This is a genomic window from Saccharolobus solfataricus (assembly GCF_900079115.1).
Taxonomy (GTDB): domain Archaea; phylum Thermoproteota; class Thermoprotei_A; order Sulfolobales; family Sulfolobaceae; genus Saccharolobus; species Saccharolobus solfataricus.
This window is the reverse complement of the sequence record NZ_LT549890.1, coordinates 798,180-823,323: the sequence shown is the minus strand read 5'-3', so window position 1 is coordinate 823,323 and position 25,144 is coordinate 798,180. Positions and strand designations below refer to the sequence as shown.

26 protein-coding genes, 2 tRNA genes and 1 pseudogene are annotated in these 25,144 nt (G+C 34.5%); 10 read left to right on the top strand and 19 right to left on the bottom strand.

All coding sequences use genetic code 11. From position 1 onward, the window contains the following. Nucleotides 1-58: 58 nt before the first annotated feature. From SSOP1_RS04835 to SSOP1_RS04825, 3 genes are all read left to right on the top strand, one after another. Nucleotides 59-331 (top strand): Gar1/Naf1 family protein, encoded by a 273-nt coding sequence (locus SSOP1_RS04835; protein WP_009992382.1) that lies wholly within the window; start codon nucleotides 59-61, stop codon nucleotides 329-331. Continuing rightward, complete coding sequence (locus SSOP1_RS04830; protein ID WP_009992381.1) at nucleotides 328-1,209, top strand: transcription initiation factor IIB; 882 nt, start codon at nucleotides 328-330, stop codon at nucleotides 1,207-1,209. Before SSOP1_RS04835 ends, SSOP1_RS04830 begins: the two co-directional genes overlap by 4 nt. Before the next feature lie 182 nt (nucleotides 1,210-1,391). Next, on the top strand, nucleotides 1,392-1,769 hold the full coding sequence (locus SSOP1_RS04825; protein WP_009992379.1) for a winged helix-turn-helix transcriptional regulator: 378 nt from the start codon (nucleotides 1,392-1,394) through the stop codon (nucleotides 1,767-1,769). Here SSOP1_RS04825 and SSOP1_RS04820 read toward each other — a convergent pair. The 5 genes from SSOP1_RS04820 to SSOP1_RS04800 are packed head-to-tail and all read right to left on the bottom strand — an operon-like array spanning nucleotide 1,761 to nucleotide 6,163. Then, entirely contained in the window at nucleotides 1,761-2,897 is a 1,137-nt protein-coding gene (locus SSOP1_RS04820; protein WP_009992377.1) for a tRNA (guanine(26)-N(2))-dimethyltransferase, read from the bottom strand. The genes SSOP1_RS04825 and SSOP1_RS04820 overlap by 9 nt on opposite strands. After that, nucleotides 2,863-3,795: a transcriptional regulator gene (locus SSOP1_RS04815; RefSeq protein ID WP_009992376.1), complete on the bottom strand. Its 933-nt coding sequence runs from the start codon at nucleotides 3,793-3,795 to the stop codon at nucleotides 2,863-2,865. The genes SSOP1_RS04820 and SSOP1_RS04815 overlap by 35 nt, the downstream gene beginning before the upstream one ends. A gap of 3 nt (nucleotides 3,796-3,798) precedes the next feature. Further along, nucleotides 3,799-4,215: a DUF61 family protein gene (locus SSOP1_RS04810; RefSeq protein WP_009992374.1), complete on the bottom strand. Its 417-nt coding sequence runs from the start codon at nucleotides 4,213-4,215 to the stop codon at nucleotides 3,799-3,801. Nucleotides 4,216-4,219: 4 nt separating this feature from the next. Then, a complete protein-coding gene (locus SSOP1_RS04805; protein WP_009992372.1) occupies nucleotides 4,220-4,918 on the bottom strand; it encodes a fibrillarin-like rRNA/tRNA 2'-O-methyltransferase in 699 nt (232 codons plus the stop codon). A gap of 6 nt (nucleotides 4,919-4,924) precedes the next feature. Beyond that, nucleotides 4,925-6,163, bottom strand: coding sequence for a hypothetical protein (locus tag SSOP1_RS04800; RefSeq protein WP_010923226.1), 1,239 nt, complete (start codon nucleotides 6,161-6,163; stop codon nucleotides 4,925-4,927). Nucleotides 6,164-6,228: 65 nt separating this feature from the next. Here SSOP1_RS04800 and SSOP1_RS04795 point away from each other — a divergent pair, with 65 nt between their 5' ends. The 4 genes from SSOP1_RS04795 to SSOP1_RS04780 all read left to right on the top strand — a co-directional run bounded on the left by SSOP1_RS04795 (nucleotide 6,229) and on the right by SSOP1_RS04780 (nucleotide 10,762). After that, nucleotides 6,229-6,387: a 30S ribosomal protein S30e gene (locus tag SSOP1_RS04795; protein WP_009992370.1), complete on the top strand. Its 159-nt coding sequence runs from the start codon at nucleotides 6,229-6,231 to the stop codon at nucleotides 6,385-6,387. A 33-nt stretch (nucleotides 6,388-6,420) separates the two neighbouring features. Continuing rightward, the gene (gene gatD, locus SSOP1_RS04790) at nucleotides 6,421-7,755 is read left to right on the top strand and encodes a Glu-tRNA(Gln) amidotransferase subunit GatD (RefSeq protein ID WP_009992368.1); all 1,335 of its coding nucleotides are present in this window, start codon (nucleotides 6,421-6,423) and stop codon (nucleotides 7,753-7,755) included. Continuing rightward, a complete protein-coding gene (gene gatE, locus SSOP1_RS04785; protein ID WP_009992367.1) occupies nucleotides 7,748-9,649 on the top strand; it encodes a Glu-tRNA(Gln) amidotransferase subunit GatE in 1,902 nt (633 codons plus the stop codon). Before gatD ends, gatE begins: the two co-directional genes overlap by 8 nt. Before the next feature lie 72 nt (nucleotides 9,650-9,721). Then, the gene (locus SSOP1_RS04780) at nucleotides 9,722-10,762 is read left to right on the top strand and encodes a hypothetical protein (RefSeq protein ID WP_009992366.1); all 1,041 of its coding nucleotides are present in this window, start codon (nucleotides 9,722-9,724) and stop codon (nucleotides 10,760-10,762) included. On the opposite strand, the gene SSOP1_RS04775 is transcribed toward SSOP1_RS04780, so the two are convergent. The 3 genes from SSOP1_RS04775 to SSOP1_RS04765 all read right to left on the bottom strand — a co-directional run bounded on the left by SSOP1_RS04775 (nucleotide 10,755) and on the right by SSOP1_RS04765 (nucleotide 13,947). Then, on the bottom strand, nucleotides 10,755-11,123 hold the full coding sequence (locus SSOP1_RS04775) for a transcriptional regulator (protein WP_009992364.1): 369 nt from the start codon (nucleotides 11,121-11,123) through the stop codon (nucleotides 10,755-10,757). The two genes, SSOP1_RS04780 and SSOP1_RS04775, sit on opposite strands and share 8 nt — an antisense overlap. 54 nt (nucleotides 11,124-11,177) lie before the next feature. Next, entirely contained in the window at nucleotides 11,178-13,694 is a 2,517-nt protein-coding gene (locus SSOP1_RS04770) for an adenosylcobalamin-dependent ribonucleoside-diphosphate reductase (RefSeq protein WP_009992362.1), read from the bottom strand. Between the two features lie 180 nt (nucleotides 13,695-13,874). Beyond that, nucleotides 13,875-13,947, bottom strand: a tRNA-Gln gene (locus tag SSOP1_RS04765). Between the two features lie 170 nt (nucleotides 13,948-14,117). Here SSOP1_RS04765 and SSOP1_RS04760 point away from each other — a divergent pair. Then, nucleotides 14,118-14,207: transfer RNA gene (locus SSOP1_RS04760), tRNA-Thr, on the top strand. Nucleotides 14,208-14,218: 11 nt separating this feature from the next. Here SSOP1_RS04760 and ccr1 read toward each other — a convergent pair. The 9 genes and pseudogenes from ccr1 to gcvT form a co-directional block, all read right to left on the bottom strand. Next, nucleotides 14,219-14,332, bottom strand: a pseudogene (gene ccr1 / locus SSOP1_RS17820) (aCcr1 family cell cycle regulator); the annotation flags it as partial. Between the two features lie 82 nt (nucleotides 14,333-14,414). Then, nucleotides 14,415-15,584, bottom strand: coding sequence for a SufD family Fe-S cluster assembly protein (locus SSOP1_RS04755; protein ID WP_009992360.1), 1,170 nt, complete (start codon nucleotides 15,582-15,584; stop codon nucleotides 14,415-14,417). After that, entirely contained in the window at nucleotides 15,571-17,010 is a 1,440-nt protein-coding gene (sufB, locus tag SSOP1_RS04750; protein ID WP_009992359.1) for a Fe-S cluster assembly protein SufB, read from the bottom strand. Before sufB ends, SSOP1_RS04755 begins: the two co-directional genes overlap by 14 nt. A 65-nt stretch (nucleotides 17,011-17,075) precedes the next feature. Continuing rightward, nucleotides 17,076-17,822 carry a Fe-S cluster assembly ATPase SufC gene (gene sufC / locus SSOP1_RS04745; RefSeq protein ID WP_063492732.1) on the bottom strand — a complete coding sequence of 249 codons (747 nt, stop codon included), beginning with the start codon at nucleotides 17,820-17,822 and terminating at the stop codon, nucleotides 17,076-17,078. 16 nt (nucleotides 17,823-17,838) lie between these two features. Then, entirely contained in the window at nucleotides 17,839-18,840 is a 1,002-nt protein-coding gene (locus SSOP1_RS04740) for an AbrB/MazE/SpoVT family DNA-binding domain-containing protein (protein WP_009992357.1), read from the bottom strand. A 72-nt stretch (nucleotides 18,841-18,912) separates the two neighbouring features. Continuing rightward, complete coding sequence (locus SSOP1_RS04735; protein WP_009992355.1) at nucleotides 18,913-19,281, bottom strand: Hsp20/alpha crystallin family protein; 369 nt, start codon at nucleotides 19,279-19,281, stop codon at nucleotides 18,913-18,915. A 6-nt stretch (nucleotides 19,282-19,287) separates the two neighbouring features. Continuing rightward, nucleotides 19,288-20,043 (bottom strand): proteasome assembly chaperone family protein, encoded by a 756-nt coding sequence (locus SSOP1_RS04730; protein ID WP_009992353.1) that lies wholly within the window; start codon nucleotides 20,041-20,043, stop codon nucleotides 19,288-19,290. Beyond that, entirely contained in the window at nucleotides 20,036-20,449 is a 414-nt protein-coding gene (gene gcvH, locus SSOP1_RS04725; RefSeq protein ID WP_009992352.1) for a glycine cleavage system protein GcvH, read from the bottom strand. Before gcvH ends, SSOP1_RS04730 begins: the two co-directional genes overlap by 8 nt. 11 nt (nucleotides 20,450-20,460) lie before the next feature. Next, nucleotides 20,461-21,501, bottom strand: a complete 1,041-nt coding sequence (gcvT, locus tag SSOP1_RS04720) for a glycine cleavage system aminomethyltransferase GcvT (protein ID WP_010923152.1) — start codon at nucleotides 21,499-21,501, stop codon at nucleotides 20,461-20,463. A 34-nt stretch (nucleotides 21,502-21,535) separates the two neighbouring features. Here gcvT and gcvPA point away from each other — a divergent pair, with 34 nt between their 5' ends. Together gcvPA and gcvPB are read left to right on the top strand one after the other, a co-directional pair. Then, entirely contained in the window at nucleotides 21,536-22,903 is a 1,368-nt protein-coding gene (gcvPA, locus tag SSOP1_RS04715) for an aminomethyl-transferring glycine dehydrogenase subunit GcvPA (protein ID WP_009992350.1), read from the top strand. Continuing rightward, a complete protein-coding gene (gene gcvPB, locus SSOP1_RS04710; RefSeq protein ID WP_009992348.1) occupies nucleotides 22,887-24,413 on the top strand; it encodes an aminomethyl-transferring glycine dehydrogenase subunit GcvPB in 1,527 nt (508 codons plus the stop codon). The genes gcvPA and gcvPB overlap by 17 nt, the downstream gene beginning before the upstream one ends. Here gcvPB and SSOP1_RS04705 read toward each other — a convergent pair. Continuing rightward, nucleotides 24,406-24,831, bottom strand: coding sequence for a signal peptidase I (locus SSOP1_RS04705; RefSeq protein ID WP_009992347.1), 426 nt, complete (start codon nucleotides 24,829-24,831; stop codon nucleotides 24,406-24,408). The two genes, gcvPB and SSOP1_RS04705, sit on opposite strands and share 8 nt — an antisense overlap. Continuing rightward, on the bottom strand, nucleotides 24,812-25,141 hold the full coding sequence (locus tag SSOP1_RS04700; protein ID WP_009992346.1) for an eL43 family ribosomal protein: 330 nt from the start codon (nucleotides 25,139-25,141) through the stop codon (nucleotides 24,812-24,814). The genes SSOP1_RS04705 and SSOP1_RS04700 overlap by 20 nt, the downstream gene beginning before the upstream one ends. Nucleotides 25,142-25,144: the final 3 nt, after the last annotated feature.

Sequence of the window (25,144 nt, the reverse complement as noted above, 5' to 3'; positions counted from 1 at the left end):
TACATAGGTATTATCAACAATTAATAATAAACCTATATACGCGTAACATAAAAATGAGATGAAAAACGATTTTAATGAAATTGGCACATTTACAAAGAACGTTTTAAAAGATAAGATTTTAATAAAATTAAGGAGTAATATAGACTTTACGAGACATAACATAATAGGAAAAGCTATATACAATAGAAATGGGCAGAAAATAGGAAAAATCTTAGACGTGTTAGGAAACGTAAAAGAACCATATGCTCTAGCTATGTTAGATAAAGATTTAGAAATTTCGGAAACTGAAAAAATATTTGTAAACCACAGCGAGAGGAGGTCAAGAAAATGAAATGCCCATATTGTAAAACAGATAATGCAATAACTTATGATGTGGAAAAAGGAATGTACGTTTGTACAAATTGTGCCAGCGTAATAGAGGATAGTGCAGTAGATCCTGGTCCAGATTGGAGAGCCTATAACGCAAAAGACAGAAATGAAAAAGAAAGAGTAGGTAGTCCAAGCACTCCAAAAGTACATGACTGGGGATTTCATACTATAATAGGGTACGGTAGGGCTAAAGATAGACTAAAAACATTGAAAATGCAAAGAATGCAAAATAAAATACGTGTATCGCCTAAGGATAAAAAGCTAGTCACCTTACTTTCAATTTTAAATGATGAGAGCTCAAAGTTAGAATTGCCAGAACATGTCAAAGAGACTGCATCCTTAATAATAAGGAAAATGGTAGAAACTGGACTAACTAAAAGGATTGATCAGTATACGTTAATAGTAGCCGCCTTATACTATTCTTGCCAAGTAAACAACATACCGAGACATCTCCAAGAATTTAAAGTTAGATATTCCATATCTTCTAGTGAATTTTGGAGCGCGTTGAAAAGAGTCCAATATGTTGCAAATTCAATACCAGGCTTTCGTCCTAAAATAAAACCAGCAGAATATATACCGAAGATATTATATAAACTAAATTTACCTCCAATTATAGGAACAAAGGCATCTGAATTAGTAGACCTTATGCATAAGCAAGGGTTAACAAGTGGTAAAGGATACTTATCTTTGAGCGCAGCTTCCGTTTACTTAATATCAGCATTAATGGATATAAAAAAGACGCAGAAAGAAGTTGCAGATTCATTAGATATTACCGAAGTAACTATAAGGAATAGATATAAAGATATCGTGGATAATTTTGACATTGTAGTTACATTATGATTTTTGCCGAATTAAATAAAATTGTTATAAGAAGAATTTATTTGTTTTAAATGTTAATTATAAGTAAAAGTATTAAAAAGTGATCAATCATCAGTAAGGAGTGTTTAACGTACTCATTAAAAACAGTAAAATAAATAAGCGTGGAATACATATATATATTTTAGCCAACACGGGTGTAGAAGATGGAATCAGATTCAACAAGTAATTATGAAGCAATAGTACATAAAAAGATAAAAGAAATGGGAGAAAAGGGGATTTCACAACAGGAACTTGCTAGATCCGTTGGTTTGCCTATAAGAGAAATTAGTAGTATTATAAAAAGATTAGTCGAGAAGAAACTAATTATTAAAAAAGCAGTGAAAGAAAATGGGAAAAATATAGTAAAACTATTTGCTGTTGATAATAATTATAATATAAACATTTATATAAATCTTAATGGTTTAGATGAAATTCCTTGCTTAAGTTGTAAAAGCTTAACCAAATGTGGAAATGGAATACATGTAAGTCCACAAACTTGCAGTAAATTATCTGGCTGGATCATAGAAAAAGCTTTATCTTAAGCTCTTAATACACTTTGTTATTTCTTCATATTCCTTATCGGTCCTTATCCCAGTAGGAGCAAAATGAGTTCTGGAAGCATCACCTAGACATTCTAAAATAGATTCAATAGGAGGAATAGCTGAAATTTTTAATTTGGATGCGAGCTTACTGATATTATAGAATACATTTTTAAATCTTGCCTCCTTTTCTATTACATTAAGTAACTTTTGTATTCTATTAAAAGAGGTCAAGTAGTTAAAATTACTATATAAATCCATTATTCTTTTTAAAAACTCCATACTATAAAGAGGACCAATATACAAAGGACCAATAATACTAAAAATCTCGCCACATACGGGGCACTTAGTCTTACAATTCTCCTCTACGAATGTCTGAAATCCACAGCGGGGGCATTCTCCAAAATATTTAAGATGCTTATTAATATTATCGTCTGCCTTTCTAGCACCATTCTCCACTCTTACAAATAGTCTATAATAATAATCTGCATAAAAAGAGAATAGCGGATATACTGTCTTTTCTAATATCGCGGCTTCTCTAATTATCTTGCCAATAAGTACTCTTAATCCAAGTTCCTTGGATGAGGAAAGTTTGTGATTAATTGCGTCATATTTTCGTCTACATGATGTTGGTGAGGATCCCTCAAGCGGAGATAGGTCAGTTGCTGTAAATGCTACGATTCCATTTCTTGTTGCGGCGTTTAAGGATGAAAGAATAAAAGGTGCAGGAGAACCAAAAGGATCTATATCGATGTAGTCACTTTTTACTTCGTAGAGTAAAGCGTTCGCGTCTTTATTATAAATTTTAGCATTTTCAATCCCATTATTTTTCGCATTTATTTGAATTAAAGAAGTGGCATTTGGATTTTTATCATTTAGAATTAGTTGTTCGCTTTTCCACGATTCAACGTAGTATCTAATTCCTCTTATGCCCGTTGCGCTTAACGCGTCTACTATTATCTTAGGTTTTAATATGCTAACCACAATTACGCTGAGATCTCTATTGAAAGTCATTTTAGGATTATAGAATACTGGAGCCCATGATGGATCAAATTTTCCTTCTACCATATATCCTGTAGGATCTGGTACGAATATTCTAACCTTGCCTTCCGTTACTTCCTTTAATTTCATCTATTAAAGAATGTATATCATTTTCTTCATAAGTTTTATATCCTAGATCTTCACATTCTTTTAACATCTTTGAAGTCCTTATGATTATTACTAATTCAGATTTCGTGTATGACGCCAGTTTTTTAGCTTCATAAAATTTCTTCATTGACTTATTATAATCCTTGTTCTCTATTGTAACTAAATATCTGTTATTATCGCTATCCTTAACTATCAAATCTGCTGCAGTTAATTTTAATGATAAGGCGTTTAACCCACTTTCTTTCAATTTATATATCAACTTTGCTTTGAAATTCTCTGGAGAAAACTCTGCTACGCCCTCTTCAAGGATTTCTTTTTTGCTTTTTATAGAATCCCATATTACATCGCCTATTATATCATCTCCAAACAAATCTATTAACTTCTCGGCAACTTCAAGCGATACGTCGGAATCCCCCTTCTCGTAATCGTAAATAGCCTTTCTAGAAACACCAAGAAATTTTGCCACATCTCCTATACTATATCCCATTTCCTCTCTCTTATGTTTTAATATGTAATTCCTAATCTTTATGAATATACCTCCCCTAGTTCTATAAAGGAAAATTTTCTCGCCGTTAATCACTTTCTTGAATCCTTCTGGTGAAATTGCAAAAACGTTATCAGCCTTAACTGAAACGATATCCTCTTCTTCTTCATTAGTAACAACTAATGACGCAGTTAACGTTGATACCGCTATTTTCTTCAAGTCAGAAATTTCCTCTTTGGTGATCTTATCTTCAGAAACTCTAATTAGAGTGGGTTCCTTGGAGTTAAGAACGATGTCAACAGATTTTCTATTATGTTCTGGATATTCAATCATCGTATAAGTATATTTTTTATCCTCTAATATGTCTATAACTTCATCGATGATTTTTTTGCTCATGTCTTACATCTCACTTAATTCTGTTTCTTCTGTATAACTTCTAGTAGGACTAAGAATTATAAATATTAATGATGTATATTCCCTCAATAGCTTCTCGACATCCACATTTAATATTACATTAGATATTTCTCTCCCAAGTAAAATTGAAATTGCCTTTTTGTTCCATTGCTCTCCACTGACGAAATATTCACCAATTTCAGACGACTTAATAAATATAAAGGGAATTTTTACTAGTGACCACAAGTAAAGCGGAATCCTACTGGAGAGTTTTTCTACTTCGTCCTTTTTGATTTCATGATAAAAATTGTTATTTAATCTAATTTTTAATTTACCATCTAATGCATCTTTAATAGTTACATACTCAGCGGGAGAAGAAGAGAATATATCTTTAAGTCCAATCTCAAAAATCTTATCTATCAAACTCCTACCCTTTATATTTGCTAAGAACTATTGCATGATCTTTATCATATGGGTCTAGATTAATAATTTGAATCGTCTCGAAGTTAGAATTCTCTAATTTCTCTACTTCGGTCTTATATATTTCCTTAGGGTCTTTGGTGACGTCAATACTCCTCGCTTTAATTACTAGAAGCATATCTCCATTTACTTTGAGGAAGAATTTGGCATTGTATATTGCAATATCCGTCTGATCCGGTTGGGCAATATCAACATAAAGTACGTCAACGTTCTCCACTACTGACTTATAACTCTGAGGAAATCTTGCATCAGCCAATAGTGGAAAGATATTAGGCCTCCTTTGAGCTACTAGTAATAATTCTCTTACAACTCTAGGAGAAAATTCCACTCCATAAGCCTTGCCGTTTAGCTCTATAATATCAGATACATGGCTTATTGTAGTTCCAGAAGCAGCACCTAAATATAAGACCTTAGTACCTTTTCTAATCGGATTAGTCTTAAGACCTTTAAGTATTGCGCCCGCTAATTTACTTCTAAATGCGTTCCACTCCCTGTATTCAACACCCTCATACTTGATCAGCCTTTCGCCGTAAACGTTAAAATTCGGTACTAGGTTTCTTGTACATAATCGAAAACTACCATCGTTAAACTCACATTCATAAATATTTTCCATATTGGTTTGTTTTACGGTAATTACTTCAGACATTTTTTATCACTTTCTTTTACCTCTTCTCTTTCCACCTTTTTTACCTTTTGCTTGCTGTTTTTGTGGTTGCTGTGGCTTTTGTTGTTGCGGCTTTTTAGGTGGTGGTTGCGCAAATTTCTCTTTAATTTCATCTATCCTCTTCTTTAACTGTTCATTTAGTTGATCGCCTATAAATCTACCACTAAAAGCATCTACTCTGGCAGCTATTGCTAATTTAGCTGCTAAAGCTCTGGCAATCTTACCCCTTTGCCATCTAGGTGATGTATGAATAGCAGGGTACTGGAATATTATACCATGTTTGGGTGGCCTTCCGCCACTTCTTAACGCCCTAAATAAGGCCTTTTCCGCTCCCAATACTTGGATAGTACTAGCTGGCATTTTAGCTAATTCATCTAAACTCCCTGCTATACTCAATAATCTAGCACCTAATGCTGGACCCACTAAGGCTGTTACATTTGGAGCAACTTCTTTCATTACACCTTCTAGATAATTATTAAGATTTCTCCTAATATTATACAAGTCTAAAATAGTGTTCGCAATCATCCTCATTGCAGATAAGTCGTCTTCTGAAATATCTGCACCTATACTTTTCTTTGCTGCATCAAGGATCCTATTTATCCTTTGCTCGTTGAAACCCAATTCCTTTAAACTATCAATAGTTAAAAACCCCCTATCACCAAACCTAGATACTATAGTTGCATATTCCTCGTGATCCTCAATAAGCTTATCTAATTCTGGGAAGTGAATACTATACCATTCTCTTAATCTTTCTGAGAAAAGATTTATGGTCTTATCTATATCATCCATTGCTCTAACCGCTTGAATAGCTAAAAGGTCTCTCTTTTGTGCCGCAGACCTCAGCTTTCTTCTGGTATATTCTAGTGAAAGTTCATGAAGGAAATTATAATAATCCTCTTCATTGCTTGCAAATTTTATATCTATTGCCACTTTAGGTAATGATTCCCTAAATATTCTCGAAACCTTGCTATATGGCTCATATGAAACCCTATAACCTAATGCTTGTAATTTAGGAACTTCAGCTTCGTTCTCAACTACTACCTCTTGTGGATTAACTTTCTTTAATAACTCAACTGTTGCGCTGAATGGGATACCCTTTTCATTATTTAATAGTTCCTCAGTTATTTTTCCCAAATCTCTTGGATTTGTAATATAGTCTACAATATTTCCATTTTCATCGTAAGCAACTGCTCCAATAACATGCTCAATTAGGTATATTTTCATCATCTCTCACTACAAACCTATCTGACAAATTTTTAAGTTTAAATGCTCAAGTTGTAATAAGAGTAGATATGCCTTCACACGGTTCGTTAACCAAAGCGGGAAAAGTTAGAAGTCAGACACCAAAAATACAGCCTAAAGAAAAACATAAAGAGGTACCAAGAGTAAGAAATAGAAAGGAATATGAAAAGAGAGTAGTAAAAGCCAGACAACAAGCTCCTGCTAGATAATAAACTATTTTTGCTATTACCTAATCTTTTTCTGTGCAAGAAAATTATAAAGGAAAGGCCTATGATATTTTGAAAAATCTAAATATAGAGGAAGGAGATCTTATAGAAATTAAGAAAGGAGACTTAAGAATAAGAGGTATATTGTTACCAAGTTACTCTAAAGATGATAGAATATTCGTAATAAAATTAGATAATGGTTATAATATAGGAATATCTATAGATAATATAACTGAGATAAAACCAATCGAAAAAAAATCAAGTAAAGATCGGGAGAGTGAAAGAAGAGAAGTTCATAATGGTGCTAAGAGCGAAATAAAGATAATTAGCACAGGGGGCACAATAGTAAGTAGGGTTGAATATGAAACTGGTGCAGTCAGGCCTGCATTAACCACTGAAGAAATAATACAATTTTTACCAGAAATAAACGAAATAGCAAAAGTGGATGCTGAGGTACTTTTCTCTATATTAAGTGAAAACATGAAACCCGAATTCTGGGTTAAGATAGCTGAATCAGTAAAGAAGGCCTTTGATGAAGGAAACACTGGTATAGTTATTGCCCATGGTACGGACACTATGGCATATACAGCCTCAGCCTTAGCCTTCTCTCTAAGATCGTTACAAGGACCTGTAGTACTAGTGGGGTCACAGAGAAGTAGTGATAGACCTAGTAGCGATTCAGCAATAAACCTCTTATCTGCAGTTATCACGGCTAAATATGCACCGTTTGGAGAAGTAGTAGTAAATATGCATGCCGAATCCTCAGATACTTACGCATTAGTACATAGAGGAGTAAAGGTTAGAAAAATGCACAGCAGTAGAAGAGATGCTTTTCAGTCAGTGAACGATAAACCTTTAGCTAAAGTTCTTTGGAAGGAAAGGAAACTAGTAATGCTTAACGAGAAGTATATAAGCAAAAAAGACGAAACGTTGCTTGACGCTAAATTCGATAATAGAGTATTTTTGTTATACTATTATCCAGGATTAGATAGAGACTTCTTAGAACAAATGTTAACTAATACTAAAATAAGAGGTATAATCATAGCTGGTACTGGATTAGGACATACTTCTTCAGATCACATAGAATTATTCAGAAAGGCTACTAAAGATGGTATATTTATAGGAATGACAACACAGTGTCTATTTGGAAGAGTTAATATGAATGTATATACTACTGGAAGACAGTTACTCGATGCTGGTGTCACCCCATTGGAAGATATGCTACCAGAGGTAGCATTAGTAAAACTCATGTGGGTACTTGCACATGAGCAAGATTTAGAAAAAATACAAAATTTAATGATAACAAATCTCGTGGGAGAAATAAATCCTCGTCACACTTTAGATCTCTTCCCAAGGTGGTCATATGAGTGAGTTGAATTATGAAGAATTGGGGTTAAAAGTAGGATTAGAGATTCATCAACAGCTTAACACTCCTCATAAATTATTCTGCAACTGCAGTACTAATTTGGAAGAAGAATATAAGCTAACCTTAGAGAGATATTTAAGACCTGCGTTAAGTGAATTAGGAGAAGTCGATGTCGCAGCATTGTTTGAGTGGAAAAAAGGTAAAAAATACGTATATAGAATACCTATTACCACAAGTTGTCTTGTAGAAGCTGATGAAGAACCTCCACATGCAATAAATGAAGAAGCATTAAAAATAGCCTTAGCCATTGCAATGGCACTAAACAGTAACATAGTAGATGAAATCTATGTTATGAGAAAAATTGTAATAGATGGTTCAAACACCACTGGATTCCAAAGAACCGCAATAATAGCACTTGGTGGAATGCTAAAGGATGAGGAAGTTTCAATACAAAGTATTGCAGTTGAGGAGGACGCTGCTAGGAAGATAGATGAAGGGACTGATCAAGTAACTTATTCACTCGATAGATTAGGGATACCGTTAATAGAAATTTCAACTGGACCAGATATAAGGAGCCCAGAACAAGCTGAAAGAGTTGCCTTAAAGATTGGTCAGTTACTTAGAATGACTGGTAAGGTAAAGAGAGGTATAGGTACAATAAGACAAGATCTAAATATCTCTATAAAAGGCGGTACAAAGATAGAAATTAAGGGGGTGCAAAAACTAGAATTAATACCTGATATAGTTAGATATGAAGCAATAAGACAGTTTAACTTACTGAAGATAAAGGAAGAACTTTATAGAAGAGGATTGACCAAAGAGCTAGTTTTGTCCAATTTTGTTGTAAAAGATGTCACAGAACTTTTTAAAAATACTAATAGTAAAATCATCAAAAATGGAATAGAAAAGGGAGGATTAGTATATGGAATAAGAGCATATAAGTTGAAGGGAGTATTGGGTTGGGAATTAATACCAAAAAAGAGAAGATTTGGAACAGAAATTGCGGACTACGTTAGAGCACTTGCAGGATTAGGTGGACTATTTCACTCTGATGAATTACCTAATTATGGAATAACCGAAGAGGAGATAAACAAAGTTAGAGAAGCCCTTAATGCGACAACTGAAGATGCTCTAATTCTAATTGTTGGCGAAAGAGAGAGGCTAGATAAAGCTGTAGAAGTAATAAAGGACAGAATATTACTGGCATTTGATGGCATTCCTAAGGAAACTAGAGGAGCACTAGATGATGGAACTACGAAATTCCTAAGACCACAGCCAGGATCAGCTAGAATGTATCCAGAAACCGATATTCCGCCGAGAAGAATAGATGAAAAACTACTTGAGGATGCTAAAAAACTGGTTCCAGAATCGCCAGAGTCTAAAATGAAAAGATATATCGTGCTAGGTTTAAGCGAAGAACTTGCCAAGGAGATAATTAGAGATCCCAGACTTGACTTATTTGAAGAGTTAGTTAACAAATATTCACCAAGGGTTCCTCCGGTTGTAATAGCCAGTACGATCACAAACACACTAAAGTATGTTAAATCAAAAGGCGGTGATATATCAAAGATTAATGAGGAGGACATAGAAGAGTTAATAAAAAGCATTTATGAGAGCAGAATAAGTAAGGATTCTATTTCAGAAATACTGGTAGAATATACTACTAGTAAAAACGTGGAATTAAAGGATATAATACGTAAATACGAGGTATTACCAATTGAAGAGTTAGAAAAGATAATAGATGATATAATTAATTCTAACCTAGATGAGATAAGGAAAAGAAAAGATAAAGCAGTTAACCTAATAATGTCAAAAGTAATGAGTAAAGTTAAAGGAAGAGCCGATGGGAAAATTGTATTAGAATTAATAAGGTCAAGACTCAAAAATGTTATAGAGTGAAGAATTACCCTCGGGCAGATTAATGATGAAGACAAGGCATTTGTCGGATTTAAATGATGAGCTTGACCACTTATGAAGCTAGATGATATAATAAAGGTAGCCGCTGAGTATCCATTTAAAACTCTTAGTGAAAATATAGAGCTACAAGATGACATGCTTAGTATAGAACAACTACCACAATTATTAACTATTGGCGGAGTTAAGAGAGTAAAATGGAAATATAAGGCAAAAATTCTTGGTCCAGATCTATCTACAATATTAACTGAAGGGACAGAAAATGAAGAGGAGTTGATAATTAGAACACCCTTACACAAGGTTTCAATTCCTTGGATCTTTACCCGATTGGACACTGACTCATTAAAAAAGCTGGTAGAATATTTAATACCTTGTAAAGAAGGAATTTCCCTTTTTAACATATCTCCTTGGCCAAGATATTACTTTATGCAAAATAGAATTATAGAATTAAAAGAGGGTGAGATTGGGAATGGCAGAAATGTTAGTTTAGAAAATATAAAACTAACGGAAAACCAAATAAGCATAAATACAAGATTCGTAAATCCCAAATTCTTCTATATGAATCCTTATTACATAGAAAGCAGTTACAATCCAATACGTAACACATTTGCTGCAAGTTTAGAACTCACAGAGGCGTATTCCTTTGTAAGCAATTCTCTTATGGACTTAGAATTCGAGCTAGGAAAGATTAGTGTAGAAGCTAATGGAAAAATTTTAGTTTCGAAGACGAGGACTTTTACTGAATCTAAACTCCATAGATTATTATGGGATATGACTAACGATGTAATAGAGATAGAGTGTAATCCGCAATTCCCTCTCTCATTATATCGAATAGAGCCTTCCTCTATAATTCCATTATACATGAAGTTTGACGAGAAAACCAACATACTGCAAATTGTGTTAGAAAATTTCAGCGATAAACCGGTTATAGCCACAGTATATATCTCGGCAAGAATAACTAAAATATTAAAACCGAATAATACATTGACAACGGAATATGATAGAGTTAAAATTCCAATTAGAAGATGGGGGATTATTAATTTGGAATTAGAAATAAAAAAATTACCAGATCTATTACTTAAAAGAAAGGCTATTTAGGTTCAACTATAGTCTCATATAAACATGGGCTTAGGGCATACCCATGCTTTGTAAGAACTTTTTTACCCTCAGAACACAAAATACAATAATACACAGAAAGATTAGAATTTGAGTTTAGAATCCTTTCCGTAACCTCATTTACAAGATCCATAAATTTTTCATCTTTCTCTAGAAGAGATCTTAAATTACTACCTCTTCTAGACTTAAGATAATTTGAAACAGCAGCCGGTGTTAAGCCCATTAAATTAGCTGCTTTATATTCAGATAAATTCCTCTCTTTTATTAATTTTTGAGCTACTATACTTCTAACTGCTGGTAAAATCTCCCTTACTGAAAATTCACATGGTAATTGTAATGACATGGTTAATACACTTCAGTCCAATATAATATAAAAAACAGATAAATAAAAATGTTTTTATAGTTCACACGTCTTACATCCACCTGCATATGTCTCTGAAACTTCAACAAATTTCTTCTCCATCCTTAAACTAGAAGGAAGTAATTGCGTTTTCTTTTCCACCTCTTCCTTTTTCTTCTCATATTCCTCCCTTTCTTTCTTAACGCCGAAATAGATCACTTGCTGTTGCTTACTCTTATCCCTATAGACAGTTATACCTTTTATTCCAAGTTTCCACGCTAATAAATAGACCTTCTCTACAGTCTCCGGTGGCTCCTCTGATCTTAAGTTAATAGTCTTGGAAGTCCCGGAATCATTCCACTGTTGCCAAGCTGCTTGATGCATGACGTGATAAATTGGTGGAACCTCATGAGCAGTTCTAAACAATTTCCTTAATGATCTTGGCATAAATACGTTATCCCCAATTATCCCGCTTTCAGCTATTTTCTGAATAACCTCTGGGTCATCTAACTCATATTTTCTTAGATATTCTAGGAAAAGCGGATCAATTTCGATGAACTTCCCAACTGCGACATTTCTAACAAACGCTAATGCAAATAGTGGTTCTATTGAAGATGATGTCCCAGCTATTATTGAGATAGTACCCGTTGGGGCTATAGAAACTACAGTGGAATTCCTTAAACCATATTTTAATCTCTCACCTTTTAGCAAATCAAAATCTAACTTATCCACCACACTAGTTAACTTTTTAACGTAATCTGAGGGTTTATCACTAATTTCAGCAGTTTGTAGCAATGAATCGAAGTCCAATGCACTCTCCCAAATATCCCTATACAGCCTCGCATCATATGTAGGAAATGTACCCTTCTCCTTAGCTATCTCAATAGATGCCTTATACGCATGGTAAAATATGAACTTGGCTAATTGGTATGACAAGTATATTGCGTCTACACTATCATAAGCAATACCTAATTTAATAAACATTCTAGCTAGTCCCATAACACCTAAACCTACTTTCCTAGTTCTCTTGGTTGCATCTTCAATTTGCTTTAACGGATAACGATTAGCATCAATCACGTTATCCAGAAACCTTACCCCGTACCTAATAATTTCGGCTAATCCATCCCAATCTATCGCCGCTTTGCCATCTCTTTCTATAACAAATTTCTCTAGATTTATAGAGCCTAAATTACAACTCTCCCAAGGTAATAGTGGCTCTTCACCACATGGATTTGTAGCATTAATCTTACCTAAATACCAAACAGGATGTCTCCTATTAATAGTATCGATAAAGAGAAGGCCAGGGTCACCACTATCCCATGCCCCCTTCACTATTTCATCGAATAATGATTTTGCATTAACATACTTGACAACAGCCCCCTCCTTTGAGGCTATTACTAGTGCTTCGTCAACCGTAATAATCTTACTCTCATCTAGAGAAACTACTCCACCTTTTTCCTCTAACTCTGATAGTATGACCTCTTGAATCCACTCCTCACTCATATAACCCCTAGCCTTTGTAATATAATATTCATGATCTCTCCCTGCTATCTTGGTCTTTCTAGGGTTAATTAAAGGTACACTCTCGCCTTTCACAACAGCATCCATAAAGTAGTCATAAGCACCTACAGAAATATTGAAATTCTGTAACTGAACATCTTTTAGCTGACCAGTCTTAGCACGAATGAAATCTTCAATATCAGCGTGCCATGCGTGCATCACTCCCATGTTAGCTCCTCTTCTCTTTCCACCTTGCTTTATAACATCAGTAGAGGCATCAAATACTTTCATAAATGAAACCGGACCAGACGCCACACCCGCAGTTGAAGCTACTACGTCTCCCTTAGGTCTTAATTCTGAGAAATCGAAACCAGTCCCTCCACCTTGTTGGTGAACAAGGGCAGTAGCTCTTAACGCGTCATATATTCCATCTCCCTCTGGCGTAGTCATAGCGTCTTTAACTGGAATTACAAAACATGCTGATAAGATGCCTAGTCTAGTTTCACTATTCATCAGTGTTGGCGAATTGGGTACAAACTTCAAGTCACTTATCATTTCGTAAAACTTATCTTCTAGCTGTTTAACTTCAGCCTCAGATTTACCATATTTTCTCTCAACTGATGCGAGAAATCTAGCTACTCTTCTGAATAACATCTGTGGTGTCTCAATATAACGCAAAGTATTAGGATCTTTCAATAAGTATCTAGCTTCCAATACTTTTAATGCGTTGTAAGAGAGAAGCAAATCCTTCTCATCGAAATCTTTCCATTTCCCTTTACCGAAAACATGATTGTAAATTCTAGCTAAGACATATCGTTTTGCTAATTCCATTAAGAAAGGATACTTTAGTGAGTTCTCTATGAGGTTTCTTTCAACTATATCCGCAATTACCCTAGTATCTATAGCATTATCTTTTACATTAGCTTGTACATCATTGACTATGCCATCTGTTACCTCATCTGGGACGGAAGAAAGTTTAGATAGTATCTTTTCTAATTTGAACTCATCAACCTTACCGTCTCGTTTGATTACTTTAATCTTTCTTAAAGATGTAGAGTATAATAGCTGCTCCATTTCCTTCAAGAATTATTATGACTTGTATCAATTTAACTTTATGTTGTAAAGAGAGGAGTATTACCATATCATGTTTCAAAAAGATAATATCTAGCTTTCAGAAATTAAAATCTAAAAGATACTATAAAATAATTGAATTATAGTTGTTCTGAGCAACAATCGATATATTTACTAGCTAGGTAGCCGGGCAGGGATTCGAACCCTGGTCCCAGGGGCCAGAGCCCTGGATCCTTGACCACTAGACTACCCGGCTGTATTTAAATAATAGTACACTACTTAAAAGTTTATTACCACTTTAGATAAGAAACATATAATCTAGCCTAGATAGAAGAGACAAGAAGAATAAACAAGAAGTAGGAAAAACTTACTCGTCCTTTTAGTGCAATAAGCTTTAAATCTTATTATTATGATAGTTTTCTTAATGCCGCCGTAGCTCAGCCTGGTTAGAGCGCCGGCCTTGTAAGTTACTGCCTAGATAGCCGGCGGTCGCGGGTTCGAATCCCGCCGGCGGCTTCTTCTAAATATTTTTCTATAGCCATTCTAATTACTTCACTTCTGCTCATTCTATTATTTAATGCAAAGAGATCCAGTTTTATCAAAAGCTCCTCCTCTGCTTTAAAAGTGATTACTCTAACCAACTTTCCTCTTTTATAAATCGGTTAAGTAGTATATTATAGGAAAATTTCTATTATAAGCAAATAGAGAGGGAGTTGAGCGAAACTAATATCCTAAAGACTTTAGTATTTCCTCTATCCTATCCTTAAGTGTTTCTGGATCCTGCTCTTCAATTATAAAACCCCTTATTATAATCCCTTCTGCTTCTCTTCTACTTAGTCCTCTAGTTTGTAGATAGAAGATTTGATTTTCATCTATTTTACTTACTGCAGCTGAATGTTTAGCCATAACTACCCTACCAGTCTTTACTTCAAGCATGGGAGAAACTACTGCTTTAGCGTCTTTTCCTAAGACTAATGATCTACCAATAATAGACGTGGAAGAATTGATCGCAGTCTCATCTATAGTTGCAACACCCCTCACCACAGTAAACGCTTGATCGTTAGAGATTGCCTTCATAAAGCCATTACTTACACTCTTCTGGCCTAGATGAATTACATTATTAACTACATCTATCTTATTGCTATGCGTTCCAAAAGCTCTTGACGAAAATTCACTTACGCTACTCTCCTCTAATCTAGTACTAAATTGAACATGACCCATCTTATTACCGTTTACAAATATAGATGAGTGCATCGTACCCTTTATGTTAGCCTTAATGTACGAGAAAAGGAGACTGTTATCGCTAGAGAAGTTCACAAATTGGAAATCTAAACTAGAGTTATCTTCTATATTAACAGATATAATAGGTGTTATTAAGGAACTTTCGCTAAGGTTTAGGACTTCATAAACCACCTTAATTTGCTTATCGTTAGGTACGTTAATTATTAGATGCGAAGGAGAAAAATACTTGTCTTTATTAAGGACATGCTTAACATAATACTCTCCCTCATTGTTTATTGTTATCCTTCTAGATAAAGAATAGGCAAGTGAGACTAATTTATGCTCATCACTACTAATAATACTATCGTTTAATAAGTCATCTATTTGTATATCATTTTTAGGAATTTTTATAGTATCGTCTATAATTTCAATTACATTTGCGGTATCGTTATATTTTACTTCTTGTCTAGAAATATTAGTAAGATTTAGGGAGTCGTACAAGTCCCATTCAGTATAATGTTTGATAGTTGGCGAATCATGTATTAGTTGGTATGGCTTAGAAAGGTACAAGGAAAATGCTTTTTCCCTCTCTCCTTTATCTTGTGTAAAATTTTCATTAATTACTTTTTTTGCTAACTGTATATCGACTACTCCCAACTTAAGCCACTGCACCTAGCTTATCTAATTCCAACTTTATAACCTTATTTAGCATGGTAGCGTACTCAAATGGTAGCTCTTTCATGATTTCGTCTATGAACCCTAATACTAGCATTGAGGTGGCCTCTTTCTCGTCTATACCCCTTGTCATTAGATAGAAGAGCTGATCCTCGTTCATTCTGAATGTGTGGGCTTCATGCCCTACATCTGCATCTTCTTCCAATACTTGATTGTGTGGATATGTATAGGCCTTAGTTTTGTCATCGAGCATTAGGGAATCACATTTCACAAATGCCTTAGAACCTACTGCTCCTTTATTCACTTTAACTAATCCTCTATAAACATTCACACCGCCGTTAAAACCTATGTTTTTGTTTACTACTTTGCTCTTAGTATAAGGTGCTGCGTGAATCATTTTTGAACCACTATCTTTCCACTCCCCTTCTCCACTAGTCATTGTGACCACTAAGCTTGTTGATGAAGCGTTCTTTCCTCTAAGGATAGTTGATGGGTACACAAAGCTGTACTTAGAACCTAATGATCCTTCAACCCATTCCACGGTTGAATTTTCATCAGCCCATGCTCTCTTATTATTGAAATTAATCACGTTTTTGCTCCAGTTCTGTATTGTAGTGAACTTTATGTAAGCGTTCTTTTTGGCGTATAATTCTACCATACCATCATGGAATGAGTACTTTTTGAGTTGTGGCGCTGTACAGCCCTCAATAAAGTGAATATATGATCCCTCATCGGCTATTAATAGAGTGTGCTCAAATTGTCCTTCAAGCTCTGATCCTATTACGAAGAATCCTTCAACTGGTGTTGTTATCTTTACATTCTTCGGAACGTAGACAAATACGCCTCCACTCCATAATGCACCATGTAAAGCCGCAAATTTGTGATCAGAGGCTGGAAATATTTTCATAAAGTACTCCTTCATAAGATCTGGATATTTGCTCACAGCCTCATCTATTGGAAGCATTACTACTCCTTTTTTCATTAGCTCAATTTTAACATTAGAATAGATTGGTTCTGACTCTAATACTGCCACGAGACCTCCTAGGAACTTTTTCTCACTTTCAGGTATACCTAACTCATCGTAATATTTTCTTATTTCTGGTGGTAGTTCTTCCCAGCTTTGGGCTTTATCAACACCAGGTTTAACGTAAAGTTCTAACGCTGAAATGTCTAAACTCGATAAAACATCTGGTAACCAATTTGGTGTGGGTAATTTTTCAAATAATTCTAAGCCCTTTAATCTTAATTTTAACATCCATTCTGGTTCTTTTTTTATTCTAGAAATTTCCTCAATTGTAGATCTACTTAGTCCGGATTCTACTATTCTTCTGTGAAATTCTAGCTGATTAAGCTTATTGTACTTGGCATCTATGGTAGCGTTTATTATCTCATGTAGATCTAATGATATTTTATCTTCTTGCATACTTATAACCTATTCTTTAACTCTGTTAAAGATGAATATAAGTCTATCTTTAATAAAAAATTAACTTATGAATTCCTCTCTAGAACCGCTTCATATCCTTTTTCATCGATTAATTTGGCTAGTTCCATTCCTCCTTCTGCTATGATCTTCCCCTTATATAATACGTGAACTTTATCTGCACTTATATGATCTAAAATTCTTCTATAATGGGTTATTATTAAATAGCCTACATTTAATTCATTTCTAAGTTTATTTATAAAATACGAAATCATTCTAAGTCCATCAACGTCAACACCTGAATCTGGCTCATCTAAAATAGCGATCTTAGGCTTTAATAGAAGCATTTGTAAGATCTCTACTCTCTTCTTTTCGCCTCCACTAAAGCCTTCAAATACTCCTCTATTTAACAGAGAATCTGCTATTCCAACTTCTTTGCTAATATTTTTAACTTTTGATATTACCTCCATTACTGAAGCGCTACTATCGCTTACCTTATTATATTCCGCAACCAAGAGTGTTGATAATCTAACCCCCGCTATTTCTATAGGGTTTTGAAAGGCTAAGAAAATACCCTTTTTTGCTTTCTCATGAGGTTCTAAATTAGTTATATCCTCGCCATCCAATACTATCCTTCCCTTTGTAATCTTATATTTGGGATGCCCCATTATTGCTAAGGACAATGAAGTCTTACCGCTCCCATTCGGACCCATTAATGCATGTATTTCTCCGCTCCTAACTTCGAGATTTATACCCCTAAGTATTTCTTTGCCTTCAACTTCTACATGTAAATCTTCTATTTTTAATGTTACCATACTCTATCCTCTCCTTTTATGCTGTTAAATCTTTTTCTATCCAAGGTAAGTCCTCTAAGAAAATTCCACACATGGAATTATTTAGAGCATTTTCTAATAGATTTACTAAATCTTCTAAATACAAATTAAATGAGTTAGGCAAAGAATCCTTAATTTTCAATAAATTTTGCTTTATTTGCAATATTAGATTGAATCCATTTGATATTCTTTTTACACTAGGGAATAGAGCGCTCATCACGATTTCATCCAATACATCATTTATGCTAGTGAAGATCGATTTTAACATATCCGTCTGGCTCGGACTAACCTCAAAGTTGTCTTTAATCTGATAAATTTTTGATACTATATAATCTATATTTATCAAAATAGATATATTAAGTAAAATAAGCGAATTTCTATAATATTCCGTACTACTGGACTGATACTTATTTCCTATTATTCTCCTAAGTAACATCAGATATATTTTCCTTAAATCATCACTATTAGATATACCACTTTGATGAATTGTATGAGAATTAGTTAAAAACTTAGATAATTCATCAATTCTCTTTGAAATGATATTTAATATACGTCTCAGTAAGGATTCAACTCCGACTTTCTCTGTATCTAGTAAGCACTCCAATTTGATTTTTTTCTCTGAACTCTCAACAACCTCCGCTCCAACTAGATGTTTAGAGATGTAGAGAACTTCTTCGAAATCTTTTTTATTGAAATCTTTCTTAGTTTCGAAAACTATTTCATCGAATCCCAAAATATATAGACAAGGGATTATATTAATTAGTGGTTGTTTTAGTGAGTCTACATCGACTAATATTGTCTTCCTCCCCGCATTAGTCTTAGCCTTTTCTGCTATTAACCTTAAGCTACCGTCATCTAAGGCCTCAAGAATTACCTTATCGCCTGGCTTTATGCTCCATTTATTTATCCATTTTTTCGGGAGTGTGATAAATAATGATGAAGAACCTAGTTTCTGGACTTTTCTAGTCTCTATATCCCTTGCTATTTTTTCCTCACTCAAAAATAGTCCCTCTATATTATTTTCTTAAACAGTGTTTATAAAAGTCTTTCAAACTCTTAGAAAAGCTAATACTTAATCTTTTCTTCGTTTTACAGTTATTTTAACTAACCATTTTACTCTTGTAACAGATAAACTATCAATATCAGCGTCTTCTGGTACCTTTATATTTAGAACATATTCCTTATTACTCTTATCTTTACAACTGATTCTCAGACTGTCGTTTTTCACTTTCACATATAATGTAGATGTATCTACATTAGGAACATCGATCAAGTAGTAATAGAAATCCTCAGATTCATAAAAAGTATACAAGGGAACATTATATTTTTCAATTTCCTCTTTAATTTCACTCTCTATCCTCCGAAACTCTTTCTCCATTCTATTTATTTCCTTTTCTATCATCGACTTTACCATGTCATATAAGTCTTTGTATGCTGGCATTGGAGGTCACGCATATGTAGATGGACGCAATCCAGAATAGTTTGGTAGTTCTTGCCTTGTCTGTTGCATTAAACCTTTTATTCTCTCCCTAATTTCCTCGGCTTCTTTAAGTAAGGAGGAAGTGTCCACTTTAAATCCTAACATCTTAGATAATATGTCTAAGGCTACTGCAGCGGCTTCCGGATCAGGTAAGTCTAGGAATGATTCAACTACTATAAGCAAGTTTCTAATTAGTTTTTTAGCGGATTGGAACAAAATAGGAGCATATGGTCCGCTTACGTAACCCTCTACAAATTTCTTCATTAAATTCAAACTATCTAATTCTTTAGCAAAATCCTCAGAACTTGCCACCCAATAGGGAGTTGGTTTTTCCAGATCTAATCTATTAGGCACTGGAACTCCAGTTATAGATATTATTGTCTGTATGCCATATTTTTCGGCATAACTAACAACTAAATTTGCTAAATGGTTTATACTATTTGCTGGAATTGCGATCCAAGAGTGAAGTAAAAGGAAATTATCATAGTGATATAAACGTATAGGTGACTTAGCTACTCCGTTAACTACATGAGAAATGGGAGGCAAATGTTTATTTGAATAAATTTCTCCATACTCTCTCAAATTTAAGTAATTAATCAGAAATTCTCCAGATATACTACCTACTAATCCGGCATCTGGTAAGCTCACTAATAAATATGAGGGTCTACCTATCTGGGGAACATATCTTTCCCTAACTTCAAATACCTCGCTCAATCTACCCACCCTTTATTTTTTCAATATACTTTTCCGGGCTAAGTAGTTTTTCTTTTTCTTCAGATAACTTAGACGCCTTTAACTTGAAAATCCAGCCTTCACCATACGGATCCTTATTTATTATCTCTGGATGCTCAAGTAATTTATTGTTTACCTCAACTATTATCCCACTTAATGGAGAGAAAATATCTGCAGCAGCTTTAACAGATTCTATAACTCCTACAGATTCTCCAGCTTTCACTTCCTTCTGCAGTTGAGGTAATTCAATTCCTACTATATCTCTTAACTTCTTTTGTGCGTAATCAGTTATTCCAATTACTGCCACGTTATCATTAGAAAGCACCACCCATTCGTCAGTCTCTGTGTATAATCTATCTGTCAGAACTACGTATCTACCTACTTTCATTTCATTCATATAATATTCACCTAGATAAATGGAAACTCATCGATTTTTATATCATACTGTTTACCCCTAATTTCGCCAGTTAAACTATAGCCGAGGTAGAAGTACTTGGGGTTTACATAACCCATACCTATAACTCTATTTAAGTAAGGGGAAAAAGTACTACTCGTCACATAACCTACTTCATTTCCAATTGAGTATATTTTAGATTGATGCCTAGGTATAGTTCTCTCACCTTTTCTCATCTTAAAGCCTATCCTAACTTTATCAATACCACTCCTTATACGTTCAACTAAACTATCCTTTCCTATAAAATCCTTTTCTAACGAGAAAACCCAATATCTGGCCTCAACTGGAGTAATGGTCTCATCAATATCCTCCCCGTAAAGGACAAAGCCCATCTCTTGCCTTAAACTATCTCTTGCAATCAAACCGGCAGGCTTTATTCCGATTTTCACTAAATCCATCATTAGTTGTCTACCAACATCTAATGTAACCCAAACTTCTAACCCATTTTCGCCTGTCCAGCCAGATCTACTTATTAAAAAAACGTCATATCCCATAAATCTAGTATTAAGCTTAAATTCTAATTGCTTTAATTCATTTTTACCCAAAATCTCCTCTAATTTCCTACCTTGTATGGCAATCATACCATATTTGAATGTTAGATCTTCCACATCCAAATTTGAATTTGATTTTATCCAATTTACAATTTTTTCTCTATTTATTGCATTTGTTACAATTAACCATTCATTCTCAGATACTTTATAAACCATGACATCATCTTTAAAACCAGCTTTATCATTCAAAAATGCAGTAGGTCCTATCATAATTCCAGAATTCGCCTTATTAACTTCCTTAGCTACTAACATCTCAAACTCCCTTGGATTGCCTTTAACCCTTAGTCTGCCCATATGAGATAAGTTAAAAAACGCTACTGAATTTCTCACACACATATGCTCTTCTGCATAACTGGTGAAGCTCATTGGCATTTCCCAACCAGCAAACTCTCCAAAATTTGCTCCCAACTTTTCCTCAACGTCATGAAAAGGTGAAACAAACATATATTAAAAATGCATTAAAGTTGTATTAAGGCTTATGTATAAGCATCCTTGGCTTCCAAACCTAGACCTAACAGATGAGATGTTGAAAGAGATAGGAGTAAACTCCCTTGACGACTTATTCAATGATATACCGGCTGAAATCAAAATAAATAGATTATTAAAAGTAGCAAAAGACAAACCACTATCAGAATATGAAATTGAAAAAGAAATTTATGAAAAAGTGAAGAAGAACGTAGAACTTGAAGCACCACCTTTCATTGGGGCTGGTATTTGCCCCCATTACATCCCTAATGCCGTAAAATTTATCATAGGCAGATCAGAATTTTATACATCCTATACTCCGTATCAGCCAGAAATTTCTCAAGGCATATTACAAGCATTGTTTGAATATCAAAGTTTAATGGCTGAACTACTAGAGATGGATGTAGTCAACGCTTCAATGTATGATTGGGGTTCTGCACTAGCTGAGGCCGTATTAATGGCTAATAGAATAAATGGAAAAAAGACTGTCCTAGTACCTGAAAATGCTAACCCATTTCATAAAGAAGTAATGAGAACATGGATACAAGGAAAGGGAATAAAAATAGAGGAAGTTAAGTATGATAAGAATTCCGGCGAAGTTGATATAGAGGATCTGGAGAAGAAATCTAGTAGTAATGATGTATCTGCAATATATGTACAACAACCAAATTTCTTTGGGATTTTTGAAAGTAACATTGAACATATTATTGACGTTGCTAAGCATAAAAAAGCTTTAAGTATTATTGGAGTTAATCCGCTTTCACTTGGTCTAATAAAACCACCGGGAAGCTATGAAGCTGACATAGTTGTAGGTGATGGTCAAGAACTAGGACTTCCGTTAAATTTTGGAGGACCTTTAATGGGGATATTTGCAGTAAGATGGGATATGGGATTGGTAAGGCAAATGCCAGGTAGGATAGTGGGAATTACAAGAGACGTAAATAACAATATGGGATTTACGCTGATTCTTCAAACTAGAGAACAATTCATCAAGAGGGAAAAGGCAACCTCTAATATAACTACAAATGAAGCCTTGTTAGCGTTAGCTAATGCTGTCTATTTAAGCTTATTAGGAAAAGAGGGAATAAGAGAACTTGCAGAGGAGATTTACTTCAGAAGTCACTATGCTGCTAAAAGGCTAACTGAAATAGATAACGTAATTATGCCATTTACTTCAGACTTTTTCGAAGAATTTGTAATTAAATTCCCTATAGAATATAATATAATAAATGACAAATTGAAAGAAAGAAAACTACAAGGTGGATTAAAATTGTCTATTCATACATCTCTCTTTTGTGTAACAGAGGTTCATGATAAAAAGTCAATAGATCTATTAGTATCAACGATACAAGAGGCGATAAAAAGTGTGGAGACAAGCTAAATGGAATGAGCCTTTAATATTCGAGCTAAACAAAAGTGGTGCAGCTAGACAAGGTTTCTTGATAAATAAGGACGAGGAGATAAGAAGTCAGATTAAGGAAATGAAAATACCTAAAAATCTCCTAAGGGAAAATGAGCCAGATCTACCAAGTTTAAGTGAGCTAGAAGTAGTAAGACATTTCGTAAGACTATCTCAGATGAATTTTGGAGTAGATATTGGAATTATGCCACTAGGCTCATGTACAATGAAATATAATCCAAAGATTGAGGAGAAAGCTACAGCAATTACGGAATTTCATCACCCCTTAGAGGATGAAGACTATATTCAAGGAATACTAGAGATGATTTACGAACTTCAGAACTGGTTTAGCGAAATAACCGGCATGGACGAATGTAGTTTACAAGTGCCGGCTGGATCTGCTGGTGAGTTCGCAGGAGTCCTAATGATTAAAAAGTACCATGAGGAGCACAATAGAAATTATAAAGATACAATACTGGTCGCAGATACTGCTCATGGAACTAATCCTGCAAGTGCAGCAATGGCTGGATACAAAGTTATGTATGTAAAATCAAATGCAGAAGGACTAGTAGACATGGATATCTTAAGGGAGATCGTAAACGATAAAACTGCCGGCTTCATGCTAACTAATCCAAATACGTTGGGATTATTTGAGGAGAATATCCTAGAAATCTCCAAGATAATACATTCTACAAATGCTGTATTGTACTATGATGGAGCCAATTTAAATGGAGTGTTAGGTATTGCGAGGCCAGGAGATATGGGATTTGATATTGTACATTTAAACCTCCATAAGACATTCGCTGTTCCACATGGAGGAGGTGGACCTGGGGCAGGCGCAATTTGTGCAAAGGGTGAACTCGTTAATTACCTCCCATATCCGATGGTAGAGAAGGTAAATGGAAAGTATAAGTTAAGCAAGATTCCGAAGAATAGTATTGGTAAAATAGCTACATTTTACGGCAACGTTGGTAATTTAGCGCGTAGTTTTGCATACATATTAGGATTAGGACCTCAAGGTATTCAAATGATAGGAAAAATGAGTACTTTAGCGACTAATTATCTCATAGCTAAGTTAAGAGACGTTAAAGAACTGGAGTTAATTGCGCCAAATAGGCATAGGAAGCACGAGGTAGTATTTAGCGTGAAACAGTTGATGGAAAATTATGGAGTAAGTGCTAACGATGTTGCTAAAGCCTTACTCGATAATGGATTTTACGCTCCAACCATATACTTCCCACCAATTGTCGAAGAAGCACTAATGATAGAGCCTACGGAAACTGAGACTAAAGAAACTTTAGATATGTTTGCCGAAACTCTTAAGAAGATTGTGAATGATGCTAAAATAAACCCAGAACAAGTTATGAAAAGCCCTAATAATACAAGTATTGCAAGATTAGATCAAGCTTATGCTAATCATCCTTCAACTATAACGCCAACATATAGAGTGTTAAGGCTGAGGAGGTTAGGTAAAATAGATTACCTTAAATAATAGATGAGAAAAGTATAGATATGTAACCAAGATAAGGTATTGAAAATGTAAAGTTACCAAACTCTACTATCTTCCCCACAACTAAATTTTTTGGGATCCCACTAGCTGGCTCTAGTCCGATCCTATTATCTGGTATTGGGTTAGTTATTTTATCTACTCCTTGAGTAATGTAATAACCGTTATCTGTAGCTATAACTCTATGAATTACGTAATTGTTGAAATACGGAGATTTATATATTATCACGTTACCTTCATTAATGGATATTGGCTTAACGTAAAAAGTCAGCGCACCGTTTTGAAATATTGGATACATTGAAACTCCTTCTACACTCGCACTTTGCACAATGTTAGAAAACATTAGAATGTAAATTAATGCAATAAATAAGATAATGATTATATCACTCTTCTTCATCTTCATCTAAATCACTTAAGTCTAATTCTATAACCTCCCCTTCATTAGCTTTTTCCTCAGAGTCCTTAGATTCTATTTTCTTAACGCCCTTCTTACCTTCAATCTCTACCGAGGAACCTCCCGCCTTTATCTTAGATACCACAGATTTCCATTTATGACCGCAATTCGGACAAACAAAAGAACCCATAACTGTTATTGTAATTCTGCCGTAAGAATCTGGAAGAGGTGAAACTAGCTGCCATGTTTTCTGTGCTTTCTCTGCCTTTGTCCCACAATTTGGACAAACGTATGGATCAATTTGTTTCTTTTTTGGCATCAG